Origin of the sequence: [Clostridium] citroniae WAL-17108, from assembly GCF_000233455.1 — a bacterium.
In the GTDB taxonomy this organism is placed as follows: Bacteria; Bacillota; Clostridia; order Lachnospirales; family Lachnospiraceae; genus Enterocloster; species Enterocloster citroniae.
The window spans coordinates 244,784-268,026 of record NZ_JH376424.1 but is presented as its reverse complement, the minus strand read 5'-3'; the positions used below and the strand labels follow the sequence as shown (position 1 = coordinate 268,026).

General features: G+C 49.5%; 23 protein-coding genes. 22 read left to right on the top strand and 1 reads right to left on the bottom strand.

Annotation, left to right across the window (positions count from 1 at the left end; genetic code table 11):
- Window positions 1-48 precede the first annotated feature (48 nt).
- The 22 genes from mutL to HMPREF9469_RS18305 all read left to right on the top strand — a co-directional run bounded on the left by mutL (window position 49) and on the right by HMPREF9469_RS18305 (window position 21,019).
- Window positions 49-2,088 carry a DNA mismatch repair endonuclease MutL gene (gene mutL / locus HMPREF9469_RS18410; RefSeq protein ID WP_007864893.1) on the top strand — a complete coding sequence of 680 codons (2,040 nt, stop codon included), beginning with the start codon at window positions 49-51 and terminating at the stop codon, window positions 2,086-2,088.
- A 53-nt stretch (window positions 2,089-2,141) separates the two neighbouring features.
- On the top strand, window positions 2,142-3,098 hold the full coding sequence (gene miaA, locus HMPREF9469_RS18405; protein WP_040416839.1) for a tRNA (adenosine(37)-N6)-dimethylallyltransferase MiaA: 957 nt from the start codon (window positions 2,142-2,144) through the stop codon (window positions 3,096-3,098).
- Between the two features lie 75 nt (window positions 3,099-3,173).
- Window positions 3,174-4,469, top strand: coding sequence for a methionine gamma-lyase family protein (locus HMPREF9469_RS18400; RefSeq protein WP_007864889.1), 1,296 nt, complete (start codon window positions 3,174-3,176; stop codon window positions 4,467-4,469).
- A gap of 57 nt (window positions 4,470-4,526) precedes the next feature.
- On the top strand, window positions 4,527-4,778 hold the full coding sequence (locus HMPREF9469_RS18395; RefSeq protein WP_007864887.1) for a DUF4321 domain-containing protein: 252 nt from the start codon (window positions 4,527-4,529) through the stop codon (window positions 4,776-4,778).
- Between the two features lie 53 nt (window positions 4,779-4,831).
- Window positions 4,832-5,527 (top strand): RadC family protein, encoded by a 696-nt coding sequence (radC, locus tag HMPREF9469_RS18390; protein ID WP_040416777.1) that lies wholly within the window; start codon window positions 4,832-4,834, stop codon window positions 5,525-5,527.
- 14 nt (window positions 5,528-5,541) lie between these two features.
- On the top strand, window positions 5,542-6,387 hold the full coding sequence (gene mreC, locus HMPREF9469_RS18385) for a rod shape-determining protein MreC (protein WP_007864883.1): 846 nt from the start codon (window positions 5,542-5,544) through the stop codon (window positions 6,385-6,387).
- Window positions 6,384-6,917, top strand: coding sequence for a rod shape-determining protein MreD (gene mreD, locus HMPREF9469_RS18380; RefSeq protein WP_007864882.1), 534 nt, complete (start codon window positions 6,384-6,386; stop codon window positions 6,915-6,917). Before mreC ends, mreD begins: the two co-directional genes overlap by 4 nt.
- A complete protein-coding gene (locus tag HMPREF9469_RS18375) occupies window positions 6,910-9,828 on the top strand; it encodes a penicillin-binding transpeptidase domain-containing protein (protein ID WP_007864879.1) in 2,919 nt (972 codons plus the stop codon). Before mreD ends, HMPREF9469_RS18375 begins: the two co-directional genes overlap by 8 nt.
- A gap of 21 nt (window positions 9,829-9,849) precedes the next feature.
- Window positions 9,850-10,518: a septum site-determining protein MinC gene (locus HMPREF9469_RS18370; protein ID WP_007864878.1), complete on the top strand. Its 669-nt coding sequence runs from the start codon at window positions 9,850-9,852 to the stop codon at window positions 10,516-10,518.
- A gap of 77 nt (window positions 10,519-10,595) precedes the next feature.
- Window positions 10,596-11,387, top strand: coding sequence for a septum site-determining protein MinD (gene minD / locus HMPREF9469_RS18365; RefSeq protein WP_007864875.1), 792 nt, complete (start codon window positions 10,596-10,598; stop codon window positions 11,385-11,387).
- A gap of 16 nt (window positions 11,388-11,403) precedes the next feature.
- Entirely contained in the window at window positions 11,404-11,685 is a 282-nt protein-coding gene (gene minE, locus HMPREF9469_RS18360; protein WP_007864872.1) for a cell division topological specificity factor MinE, read from the top strand.
- Window positions 11,686-12,807, top strand: a complete 1,122-nt coding sequence (locus tag HMPREF9469_RS18355; protein ID WP_007864869.1) for an FtsW/RodA/SpoVE family cell cycle protein — start codon at window positions 11,686-11,688, stop codon at window positions 12,805-12,807.
- Window positions 12,808-12,827: 20 nt separating this feature from the next.
- Window positions 12,828-13,223 carry a methylglyoxal synthase gene (mgsA, locus tag HMPREF9469_RS18350; RefSeq protein ID WP_007864855.1) on the top strand — a complete coding sequence of 132 codons (396 nt, stop codon included), beginning with the start codon at window positions 12,828-12,830 and terminating at the stop codon, window positions 13,221-13,223.
- The gene (locus HMPREF9469_RS18345; protein WP_007864852.1) at window positions 13,223-14,215 is read left to right on the top strand and encodes a D-alanyl-D-alanine carboxypeptidase family protein; all 993 of its coding nucleotides are present in this window, start codon (window positions 13,223-13,225) and stop codon (window positions 14,213-14,215) included. The genes mgsA and HMPREF9469_RS18345 overlap by 1 nt, the downstream gene beginning before the upstream one ends.
- A gap of 89 nt (window positions 14,216-14,304) precedes the next feature.
- Window positions 14,305-14,724 (top strand): hypothetical protein, encoded by a 420-nt coding sequence (locus HMPREF9469_RS18340; protein WP_007864849.1) that lies wholly within the window; start codon window positions 14,305-14,307, stop codon window positions 14,722-14,724.
- Window positions 14,725-14,860: 136 nt separating this feature from the next.
- Window positions 14,861-16,258: a biotin/lipoyl attachment domain-containing protein gene (locus tag HMPREF9469_RS18335; protein ID WP_007864846.1), complete on the top strand. Its 1,398-nt coding sequence runs from the start codon at window positions 14,861-14,863 to the stop codon at window positions 16,256-16,258.
- A 32-nt stretch (window positions 16,259-16,290) separates the two neighbouring features.
- A complete protein-coding gene (locus HMPREF9469_RS18330; RefSeq protein WP_007864844.1) occupies window positions 16,291-16,971 on the top strand; it encodes a YggS family pyridoxal phosphate-dependent enzyme in 681 nt (226 codons plus the stop codon).
- Window positions 16,972-17,057: 86 nt separating this feature from the next.
- Complete coding sequence (locus tag HMPREF9469_RS18325; RefSeq protein ID WP_007864841.1) at window positions 17,058-17,567, top strand: cell division protein SepF; 510 nt, start codon at window positions 17,058-17,060, stop codon at window positions 17,565-17,567.
- A gap of 95 nt (window positions 17,568-17,662) precedes the next feature.
- Window positions 17,663-18,760 carry a 3-dehydroquinate synthase gene (aroB, locus tag HMPREF9469_RS18320; RefSeq protein WP_040416772.1) on the top strand — a complete coding sequence of 366 codons (1,098 nt, stop codon included), beginning with the start codon at window positions 17,663-17,665 and terminating at the stop codon, window positions 18,758-18,760.
- On the top strand, window positions 18,757-19,284 hold the full coding sequence (gene lspA / locus HMPREF9469_RS18315; RefSeq protein WP_007864837.1) for a signal peptidase II: 528 nt from the start codon (window positions 18,757-18,759) through the stop codon (window positions 19,282-19,284). The genes aroB and lspA overlap by 4 nt, the downstream gene beginning before the upstream one ends.
- 5 nt (window positions 19,285-19,289) lie before the next feature.
- Window positions 19,290-20,201, top strand: a complete 912-nt coding sequence (locus tag HMPREF9469_RS18310) for an RluA family pseudouridine synthase (protein ID WP_007864834.1) — start codon at window positions 19,290-19,292, stop codon at window positions 20,199-20,201.
- 179 nt (window positions 20,202-20,380) lie between these two features.
- Window positions 20,381-21,019, top strand: coding sequence for a cytidylate kinase-like family protein (locus tag HMPREF9469_RS18305; protein WP_007864832.1), 639 nt, complete (start codon window positions 20,381-20,383; stop codon window positions 21,017-21,019).
- An 80-nt stretch (window positions 21,020-21,099) separates the two neighbouring features.
- On the opposite strand, the gene glmS is transcribed toward HMPREF9469_RS18305, so the two are convergent.
- Window positions 21,100-22,926, bottom strand: a complete 1,827-nt coding sequence (gene glmS / locus HMPREF9469_RS18300) for a glutamine--fructose-6-phosphate transaminase (isomerizing) (protein ID WP_007864830.1) — start codon at window positions 22,924-22,926, stop codon at window positions 21,100-21,102.
- Window positions 22,927-23,243 lie beyond the last annotated feature (317 nt).

Genomic DNA, 23,243 nt, shown 5'->3' with positions numbered 1-23,243 from the left:
ACTACAAACCCATATAACATACAAAAGCATTGACGGAAAGGATACCATATGGCCAACATTACTGTATTAGATCAAAGCACCATTAACAAAATAGCGGCAGGAGAGGTAATCGAACGGCCGGCTTCCGTGGTAAAGGAACTTCTTGAAAATGCCATTGATGCCCAGGCCACTGCCGTGACCATAGAGATTAAGGACGGGGGCTGTTCCATGGTCCGGGTGACGGACAATGGCTGCGGTATCCCCAGGGACCAGATCGCCCTGGCCTTTCTGCGCCACGCCACCAGCAAGATCAGATCCGTGGAGGACCTTTTCACTGTTTCCTCCCTTGGTTTCAGAGGTGAGGCTCTTGCCAGCATTGCCGCAGTGGCCCAGGTAGAACTGATCTCAAAAACAAGCGACAGCCTGACAGGCTCGCGTTACCAAATTGAGGGAGGAGCGGAACGTGGGCTGGAGGAGATCGGAGCGCCGGAAGGAACCACCATCATTGCCCGCAATCTGTTCTATAACACCCCGGCCAGGAAAAAATTCCTAAAGACCCCCATGACAGAAGGGGCCCATGTGGCTGCCGTGGTGGAAAAGATCGCCCTGTCCCACCCTGATATCTCCATCCGTTTTATACAAAACAATCAGAACAAGCTCTACACCTCAGGAAACCATAATTTAAAAGACCTGATCTACACCGTGTTCGGACGTGAGATCACATCCAATCTTCTGGCCGTAAACGCCCAGGAGGGCGATATCCAAGTGTCTGGATTTATCGGAAAGCCGGTGATCGCCAGATCCAACCGCAACTATGAAAACTACTTTATCAACGGACGCTATATCCGCAGCAGCGTGATTTCAAAAGCCATAGAAGAGGCATATAAGCCCTTTATGATGCAGCACAAATATCCCTTCACCATGCTGCATTTTACCATACAGCAGGACACTCTGGACGTGAATGTCCACCCCACCAAGATGGAGCTGCGCTTTTCTGACGGAGAAGCTGTCTACCGCGCAGTGGTCAAGGCGGTGGCGGATGCCCTGGCCCACAAGGAACTGATACCCGAGGTGAGCCTCGCCGAAAAAAAGGAGAAGGAGGCCGCGGACCTGGCCCAGCGGCTGGCACCCAGGCCCGAGCCGTTTGAGGTAAAAAGACGCGAGTCCATGAACCGCGCCGTCCAGCCCGCAGCCCAGGACAAGGCTTCCTCATCTGCCAGTTATGCCCGGACACCTCCGCCCAAGCCATCCTATGTGAATGAACTGATGCCGGAATGGCTGAAAGTGCGAAAACGGGAGCAGGAGGCTGCTGCCAATGCCATGAAGGATTCAAACGCCACTCAGAATACTGCCTCCACTTTTTCTGAGAAATTACAGGATATCAACAAAACAGACTCCACTTCAAACAAATATATTGGAGATAAACAGGATCAAGTCCCCACTTTAGCAGAAGATCAGTCCAATGCCCCGGCGCCAAAGGAGCCGGAGCAGCTGGACCTGTTTGACGGAAAGCTTTTGGATCCCAAGGCCAGACTGAGGCATAAACTCATTGGCCAGCTGTTTGACACCTACTGGATGGTGGAGTACAATGAGCAGCTTTTTATTATTGACCAGCACGCGGCCCATGAAAAGGTACTCTATGAAAAAACCATAAAGACCTTAAAAACAAGGCAATACGACACACAGATGGTGGAACCGCCTATTATCCTCACACTGAATATGAACGAGGAGGTCCTGTTAAGCAGATACATGAGTTATTTTACAGGAATGGGATTTGAGATAGAACCCTTTGGAGGCCGGGAATATGCAGTGCGCGGCGTTCCTGCCAACCTGTTTTCCATTGCCCAGAAGGAACTTTTGATCGAAATGATAGACGGGCTTTCCGATGATATCTCGGTGCACAATCCTGATATCATCTACGAGAGGGTGGCTTCCATGTCCTGTAAGGCTGCGGTCAAGGGCCATCACTCCCTGTCCGCCGCGGAGGCCAATGAACTTATTGACCAGCTGCTGCAGCTGGACAATCCCTACGCATGCCCCCACGGCAGGCCCACCATTATTTCCATGACAAAATATGAACTGGAAAAGAAGTTCAAGCGAATTGTGTAGACTGACAACGAAAGGAGCTGCGGAAAATGAAACAGCTGCAAATGAAACAGCCAATGAAACAGCCTCTCATTATTCTCACCGGTCCCACCGCTGTGGGGAAAACAGCCCTGTCCATTCAGCTGGCCAAGGCCATTGGCGGGGAGATCATCAGCGCTGATTCCATGCAGGTGTACCGCCGCATGGATATCGGTTCAGCCAAGATCACGCCAGATGAGATGGATGGGATTCCCCATTATCTGATCGATGTGCTGGATCCGGACCAGGACTTTAACGTGGTTACATTTCAGCACTTGGCCAAAGAGGCGTTGACGGAAATCTACAGCCACGGACATGTGCCCATTGTTGCAGGAGGCACGGGCTTTTACATCCAGGCCCTCCTATATGATATCGACTTTCGGGAAAATGACGAAGCAAGCCCTGTCCGCAGTGAACTGGAAGCCCTGGCAGAAGAAGCAGGAGAGGCGGCGCCGGATCTTCTCCACAGCATGCTGCAGGAGGTGGATCCTGAGGCGGCCGGCCAGATCCATGCCAACAATTTAAAGCGTGTCATACGGGCCATAGAGTATTTCAGGATCACCGGGGAAAAGATATCCCTTCACAACGAGCAGGAACGTAAGAGGGAATCCCCCTATAACTTCCTATACTATGTAGTGAATACGGACCGTTCCCTGCTCTATGAACGCATTGACCGCAGAGTGGACCAGATGATGGAAAACGGTCTTATTGAAGAAGTAAACAAGCTCAGGGACTTGGGGTGCCGCCGTGGACAGACCTCCATGCAGGGACTTGGCTATAAAGAGATCCTGGATTACCTGGAAGGCCGCGTAAGCCTGGATGAGGCTGTGTATATACTAAAACGCGATACCAGACATTTTGCCAAGCGCCAGCTGACCTGGTTTAAGCGGGAGAGGGATGTGCGGTGGCTGAACCTGCCTGAATTTGAAAACAATACTTCCCGGCTGCTGGATCAGATAATAGAGGATTGCAGGGCGAAGGGGATTGTGATATAATGACAAACTGGCGCGGGAGAAAACGCTTATAAAATAATAACAGCCGGATCAGACGGATTGGAGATAAGATATAAAATGGACATAAAAAGTTTACAAGGGATGTATAAGGAACTGGGCATCAGCCCCCAGGTAATGGAGTTTGGCAGGGAAGTGGAAGCCGGGCTGAAGGAGCGGTTTGAAGGGATTGACGCCATTGCCGAGTATAACCAGATGAAGGTTATCAAGGGAATGCAGGATAACCGGGTCAGCGACATTCACTTTGCCGCGACCACCGGATACGGATACAATGACCTGGGCCGTGACACTCTGGAGGATGTATATGCCAGCGTATTTCATGGAGAAAGCGCACTGGTGCGCCCCCAGCTGATCAGCGGTACCCATGCGCTGCACGTGGCTTTATCAGGCAACCTCCGCCCCGGAGATGAGCTTTTATCCCCGGTGGGCAAACCATATGACACCCTGGAGGAAGTGATCGGCATCCGCGATTCCGTGGGATCCCTTAAGGAATACGGGGTGACCTACAGGCAGGTGGACCTTCTTGAGGACGGAAGCTTTGACTTTGCCGGGATCGCAAAGGCAATGAATCCCAGGACAAAGCTGGTAACCATCCAGCGTTCCAAAGGATATGCCACACGTCCCACCCTTTCCGTGGACAGGATCGGTGAACTGATCTCCTTTGTCAAAGAGATCAGGCCGGATGTGATCTGCATGGTAGATAACTGCTATGGAGAGTTTGTGGAGGAAAAAGAGCCTACGGATGTGGGAGCCGACATGATCGTGGGATCCCTGATCAAGAATCCGGGCGGAGGCCTGGCCCCCATCGGCGGCTATATTGTGGGAACAAAGGAATGTGTGGACAGGGCATCCTACCGTCTCAGCGCTCCCGGACTTGGAAAAGAGGTGGGCGCCAGCCTGGGGATCAACCAGCAGCTTTACCAGGGCCTGTTCCTTTCCCCCACGGTTGTTGCAGGCGCCTTAAAGGGCGCTGTATTTGCCGCCAATATCTATGAACGCCTGGGATTTCAGGTGGTTCCTGACAGCAATGAGTCCCGCCATGACATTATCCAGGCCATTACCTTTGGCACACCGGAAGGTGTCATTGCCTTCTGCAAGGGGATCCAGGCAGCCGCGCCCGTGGACAGCTATGTAACGCCGGAGCCATGGGATATGCCGGGATATGACAGCCAGGTCATTATGGCTGCCGGAGCGTTTGTCCAGGGATCCTCCATTGAGCTTTCCGCGGACGGTCCCATTAAGCCGCCCTATGCTGTATATTTCCAGGGAGGACTGACCTGGTACCATGCAAAGCTGGGAATCCTTAAATCTTTGCAGCAATTATTGGATGACGGTGTTTTGAAAATTTTAAGATGACACTTTAAAGGACTTATGGTAATATATACTAATTAGGTAGACCGGAGGACAAGGTACATGCATTACAAGAATTTCTGGATACTTTTGATCATGCTCCTGGCAGGTATTGTGCTGGGCGGCTTTATGGGACAGCTGGCCGAGGGGGTGCCCTGGCTTGAATGGCTGAATTTCGGACAATCCTTTGGACTGGATTCCCCGTTGGTCATCAATTTCGGGATTCTGGTCATCACCTTTGGACTTACCATCAAGATCACCATGGCCAGCATAATCGGAATCGCTGTGGCCCTGATCATTTACCGGTTTATTTAAACAGTTCTATTTTCTTAACTTTGTACTTGGAGAGGTGCGTAGTTAGGAGAGAGATGGAAAGAATAAGAATGAAGGATCTGCCCAGTATGGACCGTCCCTATGAAAAATGTCTTTGCCATGGCCCGGAGGGCCTGACAGATGCAGAGCTTCTGGCAGTTATCATACGCACAGGCAGCAGGGACCAGTCTTCCCTGGCCCTGTCAGAAAAGCTTCTGGCCCTTGGCAGTCCCGGTGACGGATTGCTGGGGCTTTTGCATCATTCCCTGAATGATTTTATGAAGATCAAAGGCGTGGGGAAAGTGAAGGGGGTACAGCTTTTATGTATCGGCGAGCTTTCCAGACGGATCTGGAAGAGAAGAGCCCGGGTCAATCCCATTTCCTTTGGGAACCCCCAGGAGATTTCCGATTATTATATGGAAGATATGCGCCACCTGGAGCAGGAGGAAATAAGGGTCATGTTCCTGAACACCAAACAGGTTCTGATCAAAGACCATCTTATTTCCAGGGGAACCGTGAACGCATCGGTCACCACTCCCCGTGAGATCCTCATAGAAGCGCTCCGCTGCTGCGCGGTGTCCATGGTGCTGGTGCACAATCATCCCAGCGGAGACCCGGCGCCAAGCAGAGCAGACCGGATGCTCACCGGGCGTGTAAAGGAAGCAGGAGCCCTGATCGGTATTACCCTTATCGACCATATCGTCATCGGAGACAGGTGTTACCTCAGTTTCCGCGAACAGAAAATATTGTAAGAGGAAGTTAATCCATGGAATCTAAACACAGCAAATATATACTTACGGGACTCACGGTACTGTGCGTGCTGATGATCTGCATCACCTCCCTGAAAGACGGTATCATGGAACCGCTGCGGACAGGAGTGGGATATTTCCTTATTCCCATCCAGTCCGGGGTCAATGCAGTGGGCACCGGAATCTATAACGAAATAAGGGATTACGGTTCGCTGAAGGATGCACTGGCGGAAAACGAAGAATTAAAAAGTCAGGTGGCCCAGCTCACAGAGGACAACAACCGTCTTCAGGCTGAGCAGTTTGAACTGGACCGCTTACGGCAGCTGTATGAGCTGGACCAGGAATATATGCAGTATGAGAAAATCGGAGCCAGGGTCATTGCCAGGGATTCAGAAAAATGGTTCCAGGTTTTCCGCATCAACAAAGGCTCCAAGGATGGAGTGGCTGTGGATATGAACGTGGTGGCTGACGGAGGACTGGTGGGGATCGTCACGGATGTGGGGGCTAATTATGCCACGGTCCGTTCCATTATTGATGATTCCAGCCGCGTGGGAGCCATGAAGCTGGATTCCTCCTATACCTGTATCGTGGCAGGGGATCTGACCCTGTACGAGGAGGGGAAGCTGAAGCTCACCGATTTTTCAAAGGATGCCCAGCTGCGGGACGGGGACCAGATTATCACCTCCAATATCAGTTCCAAGTTCCTGCCCGGAATCCTTATTGGATATGCAACAGATGTAACCATTGACCCGGACCACCTGACCCAGTCAGGCTATCTGATTCCCATTGCGGATTTTGACAATCTGCAGGAGGTATTGATCATCACGGATATCAAAGATACAGGAGAGGCGGCTGCCCAGTGATTCATGCAAAGGTAAAACAGGTTCTTATCAATATATTGTTTATTGTGCTGGCATTTACGGTGCAGAACTGCGTATTCCCTTTACTTCCGTTTTTGTCCGCAACGCCTAATCTGCTTTTGATCCTCACATTCTCCTTTGGGTTTATCCATGGAAAGAATGCGGGGATGCTTTACGGCATTTTATCAGGACTGCTGTTAGACCTTTTTTACAGCGGCCCCTTTGGGTTCTATACCCTGATCTATATTTATATCGGATATGTGAACGGTATTTTCACCAAATATTACTATGAGGACTACATTACCCTGCCCCTGATCTTAAGTATTGTGAACGGGCTGTGGTACAGCATGTACGTTTATGTATTCCGTTTCCTGATACGGGGAAGGCTGAACCTTCCCTATTATTTCAGGAATATCATGCTGCCCGAGATCATTTTCACGGCGGTGACCACCCTTTTGATTTACCGGCTGTTCTTATCTGCCAGCAGACGCGTGGAAGATATAGGAAAAAGGAGAGACAAGAATCTTGTTTGAAGAACTTTTGGAGATCGTACAGGAATTTTTTAAAAAGCTGTTCAGTTCCAGGCTTTTTGCCCTTTCTGTCATATTTACCGTAATGTTTGCGGGCCTGGTGGGGAAACTGTTCCGGATGCAGATACTGGACGGAAGCGACTACCAGGAAAAATATATGCAGAAGACGGAGAGAAGTGTGGATACCCCAGGCACCCGGGGTAAGATTTATGACTGCAACGGATATGAGCTGGCTTACAATGAACTGGCATATTCCGTAGTCATCCAGGACACGGGAGATTACTCCAGGCCTGCTGACCGCAATAAGATGCTGTACCGTCTTGTAACCATACTGGAACGGCGGGGAGAAACCGTGGAGGGCAAGTTTGAGGTGGCCATGGACCAGAACGGAGAGATGATCTTTACTTCCACCTCCGAGTCTGCCAAGACCAGGTTCCTCCTGAACTTTTACGGCCGTTCATCCAGCGCGGAGCTGGACGACCCCAAGGGGAAATATCCCAGGAATATCACGGCCAGGGAGGCATTTGAGACAAAAAAGCACAGCTATGAACTGGACAAGATGAAGGATGATAAGGGAAATGCCCTGATCCTTCCGGATAAGATCGCCCTTGACATGGTCAACATCATTTACACCATGAAACTGACCGAATACCAGAAATACGAGACCACCACGGTGGCTGTGGGCATCAGCAATGAAACCATGACCGAGATCAATGAAAACATTGCCGACTTAAAGGGTGTTTCCGTGGAACAGTCCTCTGTCCGCAAATACAACGACAGTCTGTTCTTTGCCCCCATCATTGGCTATACAGGCAAGGTCCAGGAAGACCAGCTGGACGAACTCAACGAACAGTGGCGCCACACCGATGAGGCCGCCGGGCTTCCCCAGGACTCTAAGAAATATGATCTGAACGATATTGTGGGGCGTACGGGGATTGAAAAATCCATGGAGCTGGAGCTTCAGGGTGAAAAGGGATACTCCAGGATGTATGTGGATAATATGGGACGCCCCCGTGAGATCATTGAAAAAACAGATGCCAAGGCTGGGGATGATGTCTATCTCACCATTGACAGGGACCTTCAGATCGCCACCTACAAGCTGATCGAACAGCAGCTGGCCGGTATCATCACCTACTGGCTGAGGAATGAGGACGTGGACCCGCTGACCACAGCGGACTCCTCCAAGAAAAAGATACCTGTAAAGGATGCGTATTATCAGCTGATCAACAACAATGTCCTGTCCCTTCCGGATATGGCCAGGGAGGATGCCTCGGACATTGAAAAAGAAATATACAGCACCTATGTGACATCCAGGGACCAGATCCTGACCAATATCCGCAACGAGCTTATGAGTGCACACGCCATGGCCATGAACGACCTGCCAAAGGATATGTCCACTTACATGAACTATATCTATACATTTTTGTCGGATTCCTCCATCGGTATCATCCAAAAGGACAGGATCGACCAGTCCTCGCCGGAGTATCAGGCATGGAAAGAGGGGAGCATCAGCTTAAGGGATTATATCTACAGCGGAATTGCCGGCAGCTGGGTGGATACCACACGGCTGGATGTATCCAGCAAGTATTCCGATGCGGACGATATCTTTGGCCAGCTGGTGGATTATGTGATCGAGTCCCTGAAAACTGACAACAAGTTTACCAAGCGTATGTTCCGCTATCTTGTAAATGACGAGGTGATCACCGGCAACCAGCTGTGCCTGGCCCTCTTTTCACAGGGCGTGCTGGAGAACAATCCCCAGGAGATAGCGGCCCTCAGGACAGGAGACAGCACCTATGCGTTCCAGTTTATCCGGGAAAAGATCTCTAACCTGGACCTGACGCCGGCCCAGCTGGCCTTGGACCCCTGTACGGCCGGGGTCGTGGTCACGGATGTGCGGACAGGGGAGGTAAAAGCCCTTGTAACTTATCCCAGTTATGATAATAACCTGATGTCGGGCAGCGTGGATGCTGTGTACTTTGCCCAGCTCCAGGATGATATGTCCAAACCATTGTACAACAATGCCACCCAGGCCCAGAAGGCCCCGGGTTCCACATTTAAGCCCATCACTGCGGTGGCTGCCCTGGAGGAAGGTGTGATCGGACTTCAGGATACCGTTGAGTGTACCGGTATTTACGACCAGGTTTCCAATCCCATCAAGTGCTGGATTTATCCGGGACGGCATGGCGGCGAGAACATAGAGGAGGGCATACAGAACTCCTGTAACTATTTCTTTGCGGAACTGGCCCACAGGCTCTGTATCAAACCTGACGGCACCTATTCACCGGAGCAGGGACTGGATACCCTGCACAAATATGCGGCCATGTTTGGACTGGACCACACCTCGGGAGTGGAGATCCCGGAAAATGAACCTCAGATCTCCACGGAGGACCCTGAGCGTTCCGCCATGGGACAGGGCACCCATTCCTACACCAACGTGCAGCTGTCCCGCTATGTGGCGGCCATTGCCAACAGAGGGACCGTATTTGAACTGAGCCTTCTGGATAAGCTCACGGACTCCAACGGCAACCTGATCACGGATTACGCGCCCACTGCAAGTTCCCACATTGAGGCTTCGGACTCCACATGGAACGCGGTCCAGACCGGTATGCGCCGGGTGATCACGGACAGCTCTGCCAAGAGCATTTTCTCAGACCTCCCGGTGGAGGTTGCAGGCAAAACAGGTACTGCCCAGGAGGACAGGACCAGATCCAACCATGCCTTCTTTGTATCCTTTGCACCTTACAGCCATCCCGAGATTGCTGTTACAGTAAATATTCCTTACGGTTATGCAGGAACCAACGCGGCAACCCTTGGCAAAAAGGTGTATGAGTATTATTATAGATATACGACCCTGGATCAGATCCTTGATTCCGGAGCCTTAGGTGTATCAAATGTAAATATTGGTGACTAAACCAGCAAAAGAGGTGATTGTATGCACAATGCGGTAGTAATCAAAAGCAGTAAGGCGGGCATGACCGTGATCCTGGACCCGGACCTTCCCTTTGGCGAGTTAGTGGAAGCCATCGGGAAGAAATTCAGCGAAAGCGCCAGGTTCTGGGGTTCAGTCCAGATGACCCTTACATTGGAAGGGCGTATCCTTACTGCGGCGGAGGAATTCGAGATTGTTGATACGATTACGAGAAACTCACAGATCGAGGTGCTCTGTCTTCTGGACACGGATGCGGAGCGGATTGAACGTTGTGAGAAAGCACTGAATGATAAGCTGATGGAGCTGAGCTCCCAGACCGGGCAGTTTTACCGCGGAACACTGCGAAGGGGAGACTGCCTGGAATCAGAAGCCAGCATCATCATCATTGGCGATGTGGACCATGGGGCACGGGTGACTGCCAAAGGCAATGTCATTATCCTGGGTGATCTAAGGGGTACCGTGACAGCCGGAGTGGCGGGCAATCTGGACGCCGTGATCATGGCCTTTGAGATGGCGCCGCTGCAGATACGCATCAGCGATATCAGCAGCCGTTTCAATGAGCGGAACAAGCGTTTAGGAAGAGGACCGATGCTTGCTTTTGTGGAGAATGGAGAGATCCAGGTTCGCCCGCTCAAAAAAACATTCCTAAACAATATGTTAAATTTTGCTTAATGCCAAAAAAATACTGGTAAATTTACGAAATTTAATGTACAATAGGAAGGTAAAGTAATTTTCAGGAGGATTTCATTATGAGTGAGGTCATTGTGATTACTTCTGGAAAAGGCGGGGTAGGCAAAACGACTACTTCTGCCAATGTGGGAACAGGACTGGCTATACTGGGTAAACGTGTAGTGCTGATCGATACTGATATCGGCCTGCGCAACCTGGATGTGGTCATGGGACTGGAGAACCGCATTGTCTACAATCTTGTAGACGTGGTGGAAGGCAACTGCCGTATGAAGCAGGCCCTGATAAGAGACAAAAGATATCCAAACCTTTACTTGCTGCCATCTGCGCAGACAAGGGATAAGACTGCTGTGAACCCGGAGCAGATGATTAAGCTGGTGGACGACCTGAGGGAAGAGTTTGATTACATACTGCTTGATTGTCCGGCCGGTATCGAACAGGGATTTTACAACGCCATCGCCGGCGCGGACCGCGCCCTGGTGGTAACCACCCCCGAGGTATCCGCGATCCGCGATGCAGACCGTATCATTGGTCTTCTGGAACATGCGGAGCTGGATGAAGTGGATCTGATCGTCAACCGGATACGGTCTGACATGGTCCGGAGGGGGGACATGATGTCCCTTAGCGATGTGACGGACATTCTGGCAGTAAACATTATCGGAGCAGTTCCTGATGACGAGAATATCGTTGTATCGACCAACCAGGGAGAACCGTTAGTGGGTATGGGCTCCTCGGCCGGACAGGCTTACCTGGACATCTGCCGAAGGCTGTTGGGAGAGAGTGTTCCTATGACCAATCCCGGACAGGCTGAGACTATATTTGCCAGACTGCGCAGTATATTAAGGCGTGCTTAGAAGGGATGGTGTCAAGGTGAGATGGTTCTTAAGGTTTCACACCCGGCGTTCCGGAGAGACAGCTAAGATGCGGCTTAAGCTTTTGCTGGTATCCGACAAGGCAGGCTGCTCACCGGAGATGATACTGATGATAAAAAATGATGTGATTCACGTCATTTCAAAATATATGGAGATAGAAAAGGACAACGTCCAGATACAGATGGAAACAGACAGTCCTCTTTCCGGCAGCGGCCGGACCCTGCCTGTGCTTCATGCCAACATACCGATTCGTTCCATATCGAATAAGGGGCTATATTAGATGTTTTTGGATTATGATTTTAGACATTTTAACTTTCGGCTGATATTTTACATGATTGCGCTTAACGTCATCGGCATACTTGTCATAAGAAGTGCCACTAATCTGGACGCAGACGCAGTCAACAAGCAGCTGATGGGGGTCCTGGTGGGACTCGCAGTGGCTATAGGGTTGTCACTCATTGATTACCATAAGATATTAAATTTCAGCATAGCTATTTACGGCGTATGTATCGCCAGTCTGGTGGCTGTGCTGATATGGGGCAAAGTAGTCAACAATGCAAAACGCTGGATTGAAGTGCCGGTACTCGGCCAGTTACAACCATCGGAATTTGTAAAGATTGGCCTGATTGTGACTTTTTCCTGGTATTTCATGAAATATCAGGAAAAGATCAATCAGGTCAGTACTGTTGTGATTGCTGCCGTCCTGTTCGCAGCTCCGGCAGCACTCATATTTCAGCAGCCGAATCTGTCTACCTGTCTTGTGATCATGGTGATGATACTGGGAATTGTATTTGCCAGCGGCATCAGTTATAAGTGGATCATGGGAACCCTTGCTGTAACCATTCCCATGGTTGCTACGTTCATTTACCTGCTGCTCCATGGAATGATCCCTTTTATTAAGGAATATCAGGCAGGCCGTATCCTGGCATGGTTCTATCCGGATCAGTATGGTGAGGCCCGCTACCAGCAGAACAATTCCATTATTGCCATCGGCTCCGGTCAGTTAAAAGGCAAGGGGCTGTTTAATACTACGATTGCTTCTGTAAAAAATGGTAATTTCCTGTCAGAAGAGCAGACGGATTTCATTTTCGCCGTAATAGGTGAGGAGTTGGGATTCATAGGCTGTGTGATAGTGATCGTACTGTTTTTACTGATAGTATATGAATGTCTTATGTTGGCTGGCCGGGCAAGGGATCTATCCGGCAGGCTTCTGTGTGTGGGCATGGCAACGCTGATCGCGTTCCAGGCATTTGCCAACATTGCGGTTGCCACTGGTATCTTCCCTAACACGGGGCTTCCGCTTCCTTTTATCAGTTTTGGAAGCAGTTCCCTGATCAGTATCTTCATCGGTATGGGGCTGGTGCTGAACGTAGGACTTCAAAGAGAGACAAGACATTTCTAATCCAAGGAGGGTTATATAATATGACAATTGGTTTGATTGCACATGACGCAAAAAAGAAACTGATGCAGAATTTCTGCATCGCCTACAGGGGGATTCTCAGCAAGAACACCCTGTACGCCACAGGCACCACGGGAAGACTGATCGAGGAGGTTGCCAATCTGAATATCCACAAGTATCTTGCCGGCCATTTAGGCGGTATGCAGCAGATGGCTGCCCAGATTGAGCACAACGAGATGGATCTGGTCATCTTTTTAAGGGATCCCAACAATCCAAAACCTCATGAGCCGGATGTAAACAATGTGGTACGTCTGTGTGATATCTATAATATTCCCCTGGCCACCAACCTGGCATCCGCGGAGCTTTTGATCAAGGCTCTGGACAGAGGTGACATGGAATGGCGGGAGGTTGCCAGGTAATGACGGTTTGGGGCAGATTAAAAGGCAGAAGACGGGCATCTGCCCTTTTGTGTACGCTTTTTTTAGGTGTATCTGTCTGTGTAAGCGGATGTTCTGCCGGATATGAAGATGCCTATGTTCTGGAGGAGCGTATTCCGGCCCTGGATGAGGGAGCGGCGCCCGCGCGTTTTGCGGATGCGTTTGCATCCGACCTGTGCGTGGTTACGGACGAGAGCGGGTTTGATGCTGATTTTGCCACATCCGAGGCAGCGGCTCTGTTCGATATCAGCGACAGGGAAGTCCTGTACAGCAAAGAGGCATTTGAAAAGCTGTATCCGGCCAGCGTTACCAAGGTGATGACAGCATTGGTGGCAATCAAGGAAGGTGACCTGAATTCCCGCGTCCATGTGACGGAGGATGCCGTGATCACAGAATCCGGCGCCACCCTGTGCGGTATAGAGCCGGGCGATACCCTGACATTGGAACAGCTGCTCTATGGGCTTATGCTTCCCTCCGGAAATGACGCGGGGGCAGCCATAGCAGTCCATATTGCGGGAAGTATCGATGCCTTTGCGGACATGATGAATGAGGAGGCTCTGCGCCTTGGCGCCACAGGCACCCATTTTGTCAATCCACACGGGCTGAATGACCCGGATCATTACACGACCGCATACGATCTGTATCTTATTTTCAACGAGGCGCTGAAGTATCCTGCATTTCGCCAGATCGTGGGTACTACGGCCTATACGGCCAATTACCACAATAAGAACAGCGAGCCTGTAACAAAAACCTGGAAGGGCGGAAACTGGTTCATGACAGGCGAGAGGGAGACGCCTGACGGCCTCAAAGTATTTGGGGGAAAAACAGGCACCACCAAGGCGGCAGGGTATTGCCTGATTATGGCTTCACGGGATGACTCTGACAAGGAGTATATATCGGTTGTATTGAAGGCGGACAGCCGTCCGCATCTTTATGACAATATGGCAAATATAATTTCTAAAATCGTCAAATAGTGATTGCGCTTTCTATGAAGTTATACTATAATTAGAGTAATCTTAATTGATTTTTTATACAACATATATAACTCAAGGAGGAGATTCGTATGGTTCAGATTATTGCAGGAAAAAAGGGTAAAGGCAAGACCAAACATCTGTTAGATATGGCCAATGCAGCAATCAAGGGGGCCAACGGCACTGTCGTATATCTGGATAAAAGTGCCCAGCATATGTATGAGTTAAATAATAAGATTCGTCTCATTAATGTCAATGAATTCCCAATTACAAACAATGAAGGATTTTTAGGTTTTATCTGCGGTATCATTTCCCAAGATCACGATTTGGAAACCATGTACCTGGATAGCTTTTTAAAGCTGTCATGCCTGGAGGGGGCTGACATATCCGATACATATATGACATTGAAAAATATCGGTGAAAAGTATCATGTAACTTTCGTACTGAGTATTTCCCTGGATGCAGAAGAGCTTCCGGAATGCGCCAAAGGTGATGTGATTATTTCATTGTAATGATACATTTTTTGTGATAAGATAGGTGACAGGAGTGATAGGGCTGCCTGCCGTGCCGGGACATACATGCCTGGTATGGCGGGCAGTTGTTTGTTATTTTTTATTCTTTGATTCAGAAAAGGAGTGGCCTTGTTCCATGGCTAAGAAGAACAAGAAGGTTGTCCGCTACAAGCGGCCTCTGAATATCAATGTGGGCATGATCATTTTTGCGATTATATTCCTCTACCTGGTGTTCAGTGTATATACATATCTGAAAAGAGAAAAAATCCAGTTTTATGAAGTAGTTGACGGAGGCATTGTCAGCAACCGGATGTACACAGGGCTGATTCTCAGGGAGGAGCAGGTAAGGAATGCGGACCGTTCAGGCTACATTAATTATTATCTCAGGGAAGGCAAGCGGGCATCGGTGGGCAGCAGGATCTATTCCCTGGATGAAACCGGAAGTCTGGAAGAGCTGCTAAAGGACAATGCGGAGGCCGGCAATTCCCTGTCTGATGACAGTCTTTCCGACCTGAAAAAGCAGCTGACTTCCTTTGTACTGTCTTTCAGGGATCAGGACTTTTCTTCCATTTACGATGCAAGATATTCTCTGGAAGCTTCCGTCATGGAATATTCCAGTTTCAGCGCCCTGGATCAGCTGGACAAGCTGGCTCAGGAGTCCGGCGCAGTCTTTGAACAGGTCCGGACCGATGTGTCCGGGGTTGTGTCTTATGGCTTTGACAATTATGAGACAGTGACCACCGCTGATATCGAAGCGGCCAGTTTTAACAGGGATACCTATGTAAAGACCCTTAATAAGTCAGGAAAGCTTATTGACAGCGGCTCCCCTGCCTATAAGATCATCACCTCTGAGAACTGGTCCATTGTTTTCCCCCTCACAGAGGAGGACGCTTCCCTATATTCGGATAAGACCACTTTGCGGGTTATCTTCAGGGATTACTCCATGAGCACACCGGCTTCCTATTCCACCTTTACCGGTAAGGACGGGGCCTCCTATGGCAAACTGGACTTCACCAAATATATGGAACAGTTTATATCAGACCGGTTTATTGATTTTGAGATCAAGACAGAACAGACGGACGGCCTTAAGATACCGGCCAGCGCTGTGACTGAAAAAAGCTTTTACCTGATCCCCATAGATTATATGACCCAGGGAGGCGATTCTTCAGAAAGCGGATTTAATAAGGAAGTGTACACGGAAAACGGATCCTCTGTTGTGTTTGTGCCGACCACCATCTATTATTCAGATGATGAATTCTTCTATGTGGATATGAATGAGGAGGAAGGATTCAAGGCCGGGGATTACGTTGTCAAGCCATCGTCCTCTGAACGGTATCAGATCGGGCGCACGGCTTCCCTAAAAGGTGTTTACAACATAAATAAGGGCTATACAATTTTCAAACAAATTGATATACTGGATTCCAACAATGAATTTTATACCATAAGGCGGAATATGACCTATGGGTTGTCCGTTTATGACCATATTGTGCTGGATGCTTCCATGGTGGAAGAGGGACAGCTTCTGTATCAATAAGAAGGCTAAGGCCGGCAAGGAGGAACGAGTAAATGATAAAAGAAAATCTGGATCAGGTAAGGGAAACCATCAATGCAGCATGTATCAGGGCGGGCAGGAGACCGGAGGAAGTCACTCTGATCGCCGTGAGCAAGACAAAACCGGTTCCCATGCTGGAGGAGGCATATGCTGCAGGAACCAGGGACTTTGGAGAGAATAAGGTCCAGGAGATCCTGGCCAAGAAGCCGGAACTGCCCCAGGACATCCGCTGGCATATGATCGGCCATCTTCAGCGCAACAAGGTCAGCCAGGTGATCGGCAACGCGGTGATGATCCATTCCGTGGACTCCCTGCGCCTGGCCCGGCAGATTGAAGCGGAAGCAGCAAAAAAAGAGGTGGATGTGGACATTCTTCTGGAGGTCAATGTGGCCAGGGAGGAGAGCAAATACGGGTTCATGCTGGAGGAAGTTGAGGATGCCGTCATGGCCATAAAGGATTTTCCCCACGTGCACATAAAAGGACTTATGACAATTGCGCCATTTGTAGACAATCCAGAAGAAAATCGTGGAATTTTTAAAAAATTATTTGAATTTGCTGTTGACATAGGTAGGAAAAACATTGATAATGTTACTATGGGTGTGCTCTCAATGGGAATGACTGGGGATTATGAGGTTGCTGTTGAGGAAGGCGCAACCATGGTTAGGGTCGGTACCGGTATTTTCGGTATACGATAAGGTGTTTCCGCCAGTGAGCTGATTGCTGGAACCAGTGTCTGGACACGCTTAAGGGGACACTTCATATAGAGATTGGAGAGTGTAAGATGAGTCTGTTAGGTAAGTTAATGGATACCATGAGATTAAGTCCTGAAGAGGAAGATGATGATTACTACCTGGACGATGACTTTGAAGAGGAAGCTCCCCGCAAGGGGCTGTTTACAAAGAAAAGTACGGAATATGAAGATGAGGAAGAACAGGACAAGCCAAGATTTTTAGGAAGATCGAATCCCAAAGTAGTGCCCATGCGGCGCAGCATGGAAGTAACCATGATAAAGCCAACCTCTATGGAGGACTCCAGGGACATCTGTGATTATCTCCTGGCAGGCAAGGCAGTGGTACTTAATATGGAGGGTATACATACAGAGGTAGCTCAGAGGATCATTGATTTTACATCAGGGGCAACCTATTCCATGAACGGTAATCTTCAGAAGATATCCAACTATATCTTTATTGCAACTCCTGATTCCGTTGAACTATCCGGTGATTTCCAGGACATCCTGGCCGCAGGCGGCGCTATGGGAATGGATGTGTCAGGACTCAATATCCGTTTATAATGCATTTGGATGAGAAAGACGATATGGAAGTGAATGCGGCAGACCACGAGCGTCTGCCGATTTGTTGTTATAAGTACATAAAGGAGGAAACTGGTATGGCAGACAGAATGAACGTGTGCAGGGATGGACAGCCTATTTATGACATTGTGATGGACACATCCTTTTCACGACTAAAGGATGAGGCAATGGGTCTTTCCCTGAAAGACCATAAGATATGTATTGTGACGGATTCCAATGTGGCAAAGCTGTACCTGGAGGAGGTGACAGCCATCCTTTCAGAGTGCTGCAAAAAGGTCTCCGTGTATGTGTTTTCCGCCGGTGAGGAAAATAAAAACCTGGATACAGTCAAGAGACTGTATGAGCACCTGATCCTGGAACATTTTGACCGCAGGGATATGCTTGCCGCACTGGGAGGCGGTGTGGTTGGGGATCTGTGCGGTTTTGCTGCAGCCACTTACCTGAGAGGCGTGGGATTTTTCCAAATTCCCACAACTCTTTTATCCCAGGTGGATTCCAGCATCGGAGGTAAGACCGGTGTGGATTTTGACGCCTACAAAAACATGGTGGGAGCATTCCATATGCCACGTTTTGTGTACACCAACCTCAGTACCCTGCTGACGCTGTCCAATGAGCAGTTTTCCTCAGGCATGGGGGAAGTGATCAAACATGGTTTGATCAAGGATAAGGAGTATTACCAGTGGCTTAAGGACAACCGGGAGGGAATCGGGGCCCGGGATTTGACGCTGTGCCAGAAAATGGTCTTTGAGAGCAACCGCATCAAAAAGCAGGTGGTGGAAATGGATCCCACTGAGCAGGGAGAGCGGGCGCTTTTAAACTTTGGCCACACCCTGGGCCACGCGGTTGAGAAGTTAAAGGATTTTACCATGCTTCACGGCCACTGTGTGGGCCTTGGATGTATTGCAGCCGGATATATTTCCTATAAAAGGGGAATGATTACAGAGGAGGAGTTTAGGGATCTGAGGTCTGTCTTTGATGCTTACGGACTTCCCGTAACCGTGGACGGGCTCACCTGGGATGAGGTCCACACAGCTGCAAAAAGTGATAAAAAGATGGACGCCGGCGTGGTCAAGTTCATTCTTCTCCGGTCCATGGGGAATGCTTATGTGGACAGGACCGTGAGCAGTGACGAGATGAAAGAAGGATTTGACTGCATAGGAGGACATAAAGAATGACAAAACAGAAAAAGTCCATTCTGATCAGTTTTATGATCGGATTTGTGATTCTGGTGGGACTGGACCAATGGACTAAAGGACTGGTGGTCGCACATTTAAAGGGGCATACGCCCTTTGTGGTCTGGGATGGGGTTTTTGAATTTTATTACTCGGAAAACAGGGGAGCGGCCTTTGGCATGATGCAGGAAAAACAGCTTTTCTTTTTCCTGATCGCACTGTTGGTACTTGGCGCAGTGGCATATTTGATGGTGAAAATGCCCACTGACAGGAAATACCGTCCCATGTCCGTGTGTCTGATGATGGTCAGCGCCGGTGCGGTAGGCAATATGATCGACCGGATCAGCCAGGGTTACGTGGTGGATTTCCTGTATTTTAAGCTGATCAATTTCCCTATATTTAATGTGGCGGATTGTTATGTTACCATTGCGGCGGCCTGCCTTGTGATCCTTATCATGTTCTATTACAAGGACGAGGACATGGCTTGTTTTGCCATCAAAAAACACGGCAATGCCGAAAAGGAGTAAGCCACTTGAAACAGGAATTTTATCCAACGGACATGGAATCCGATATGAGGATCGATAAATATCTGTCTGAATCCTGCCCCGAATTAAGCCGTTCCTATATCCAGAAGCTGCTTAAATCAGGGCAGGTTCTGGTTAACAAAAAAGGCGTAAAGGCCAGCTATGTGGTGTCTGAGGATGACCATATCGAGCTGGAGGTCCCCGCGGCCGTGGAGCCGGAGATTGAGGCCGAGGCCATGGACCTGGATATCCTTTATGAAGACCAGGACATCATTCTGATCAACAAGCCCAAAGGCATGGTGGTCCATCCGGCTGCCGGCCATTACAGCCATACCCTGGTCAACGGCCTCATGTACCACTGCAAAGACCAGCTTTCGGGTATAAACGGGGTTATGAGACCGGGAATCGTCCACAGGATCGATATGGATACCACAGGCGTGCTCATTGCCTGTAAGAACGATATGGCGCACAATTCCATTGCCGCCCAGCTCAAGGAACATTCCATCACCAGACGGTATCAGGCCATTGTCCATGGTGTCATAAAAGAGGAGGAGGGGACCGTGGTTGCCCCCATTGGGCGCCACCAGACCGAGCGCAAGAAAATGTGCATCAACTACAGCAATGGACGCGGCGCCATTACCCACTATCGGGTATTACAGCGTTTTAGCCAGTTTACCTATGTGGAATGCCGCCTGGAGACAGGGCGGACCCACCAGATCCGAGTGCATATGGCCAGCCTTCACCATCCACTGCTGGGGGACCATGTTTACGGCCCGGCCAAATGCCCGGTCCCCGGATTGACCGGGCAGACCCTTCACGCCGGAATCCTGGGAATCGTGCATCCACGCACAGGGGAGTACATGGAATTCACAGCCCCCCTGCCAGAATACTTTGATAAACTGCTCCGTACTTTGCGATAAAAGCATATTTATAAGAGACAGTATAAGACAAGTTGTCACTTTTGTCGAAATCCTTTGGGTTATTTTATATCTTTTTGTACATTTCTATATACTTTTCTGAATTTTTGAGTTATAATACTTAATAGATAAAATATGATACATTCATAACATGACATAGAGAGCAGAAAGGGGAATGTAGAATGACAAATAATCTTATTATCACAATTGGCAGACAGTGTGGAAGCGGAGGCAAATTAATCGGCGAGATGCTGGCCGAGAAGATGGGGATTAAGTGTTACGACAAGGAACTGTTATCCATGGCAGCAAAGCACAGCGGACTTTGCGAAGAACTGTTTGAAAAGCACGATGAAAGACCCACCAGCAGTTTCCTGTACTCCCTGGTAATGGATTCTTATTCCATGGGATACACGGCTTCCGGATATTCCGACATGCCTATTAACCATAAGATATTCCTTGCGCAGTTTGATACCATCAAGAAGCTGGCAGAGGAAGCCTCCTGCGTAATTGTTGGGCGGTGCGCGGATTATGCACTGGAGGATTACCCCAATGTAGTCAGCGTGTTCATCACAGGAGATGACAAGGATAAGCTGAAACGTCTTCAGGAGCTTTATAAGGTGGATGAATCCAAGGCAAAGGATATTATGATCAAAACAGATAAGCAGCGTTCCAGCTACTATAATTATTACTCCAATAAGAAGTGGAGCGACCCGCGCAGCTATGACCTGTGCCTTAACAGCAGCGTCACCGGGCCGGAAGGTGCGGTGGACGTGATCATGAATTTCGCAAAGGTAAAACAGCAGTACAAAAAACAGCAGTAAAGCCCGTAATTAAAACCGCCGCCCGCCAGTTGATTTTGGCGGGCGGCGGCTTTGTTTTCGGCGGTTTTGTTTTCAGCTTTTTATTCCACTGTCACTGATTTTGCCAAATTGCGGGGCTGATCCACATCCAGGTTCTTGCCAATGGATGCATAGTAGGCAATGAGCTGAAGGGCAACGGCTATGGGGAACACGGTGAACCGGTCCTCAAGGTCAGGTATCCTAAGTTCCACATCCGACACCCCATCCTCTATGGCTGCCTGCTCCTTGGCCAGGAGGATGACATAGGCTCCTCTTGCCTTAACTTCCCTGATATTCGAGATGGTTTTGGCAAATACGTGATCCTGGGTGGCAATGGCAATAACCGGGACATTGTCATAGATCAGTGCAATGGTTCCGTGCTTTAGCTCCCCGGCAGCGTATGCCTCTGCGTGAATGTATGATATTTCCTTCAGCTTGAGGGCGCCTTCCAGGGAAAACGCATAGTCCAGCCCTCTGCCGATAAAGAAGGTATCCCTCTCACGGATCAGATGGCGTACAAAGGACTTAATATGGGAGGACTGGCCGATCATGGATTCCATGGCCGGGATCACCGCCAGCAGATCCTCCATAAATTCCTTTGCATCCGCCTCACTGCATCGTTCTCTTGAAAGGGCCATGCGGCAGCAGAGCATATATAATGCAGCCAGCTGGACGGAATAGGCCTTGGTGCTGGCCACAGCGATCTCAGGGCCGGCATGGGTGTAAAGCACATGGTCGCTTTCCCTGGCAATGGTTGATCCCTTTACATTGACAATGGACAGCGTGCGGGAGCCCAGGGACTTTGCCAGTCTCATGGCTGCCAGGGTATCGATGGTCTCACCGGATTGGGAGATTACGATCACCAGTGTGCTTTTATCTATAAGGGGATCCTCATATCGAAATTCTGAGGCAATGGACACGGTAACAGGAATCCTGAGCAGCGGTTCCATCAGCGCTTTTGCCACCATACCTGCATGCATGGCCGTTCCGCAGGCAATGATGCGGATCTGTCCGCAGTCTGTAAATAATTCATCCGGGATCCCATCTGACGTAAAATCAGGAAGTCCTCCCGCCAGACGGGGAAGGATGGTATTCTTTAACGCTTCCGGCTGTTCATGGATCTCCTTCAGCATAAAATGGGGAAATCCATTTTTCATGGCAGCATCCATATTCCAGTTCACTTCCAGCATTTCAGGCTGTATCCTGGAACAGTCCATATCATATACCCGGATCTTGTAAGGGGTCAGGCGCAGGATATGATGTTCGGGAACCACAAAATACTCCTTTGTAAAAGAGATAAGGGCAGTGAGATCCGAGGCCACCATTGCCCCTGACTGCGTGTAGGAGGCCACCAGCGGGCTGACGCTGCGCACCGCATATATTTCCCCGGGCCGGTCGTCAAAAAGGATACAAAAGCCGTAGGAGCCCTCCAGCTTTTTTACGAACGTCCCAATGGCGATCAGGGGATCATGGCTGCATTCCTCGTACACTGCATCAAGTACCCAGGCAGCCACCTCACTGTCGGTCTGGGACACCAGTCTGTCCCGGATTCCATATTCTTCTGTCAGCTGATGATAATTTTCAATGATACCGTTGTGGATCAGGGTCACCTGCCCGGCGCGGTGGGGATGGGCGTTTTCATCAGTGACACCTCCATGGGTTGCCCATCGTGTATGGCCGATTCCGCAGTGGGATATATCCCCCGTCTTTTTAACACACTCCCTGAGAGCAGCCACCTTTCCTACCTTTTTGATGACCTTTACCTGTGAGGCCGTATTAAAATAGGCAATTCCGGCGCTGTCGTAACCTCGGTACTCCAGCCCCGACAGTCCATTTAAAAGCAGATCCTTGGCCTCAAGAGGGCCTGTATATCCAATAATCCCGCACATAATTTTTACCTCTCTTTTTTCCACCACATGGATGCTCTAAAAATGGCCATAAAAAATAAGCTGTCACTGTATGCCAGATTTTTAACAATGCCAGTTGTGGGGGTTTTTATTTGATTTTTCCATTGATCCCTGTCCGGTTATACCGCTTCTGTTTTGCAGTTACCCGCATATTTAACGGTATATCACACGCCCGGACCGCATGGGAGAGTATCCGCCGAATGTTTCGATTATCTCTCCTCCTCGTTAACCTTCTCACCGGCAGCAGCTGTTCTGCTGTTCACGTTCCCGGTAAAAGGTGCATGGCGCTTAGCTTTGCT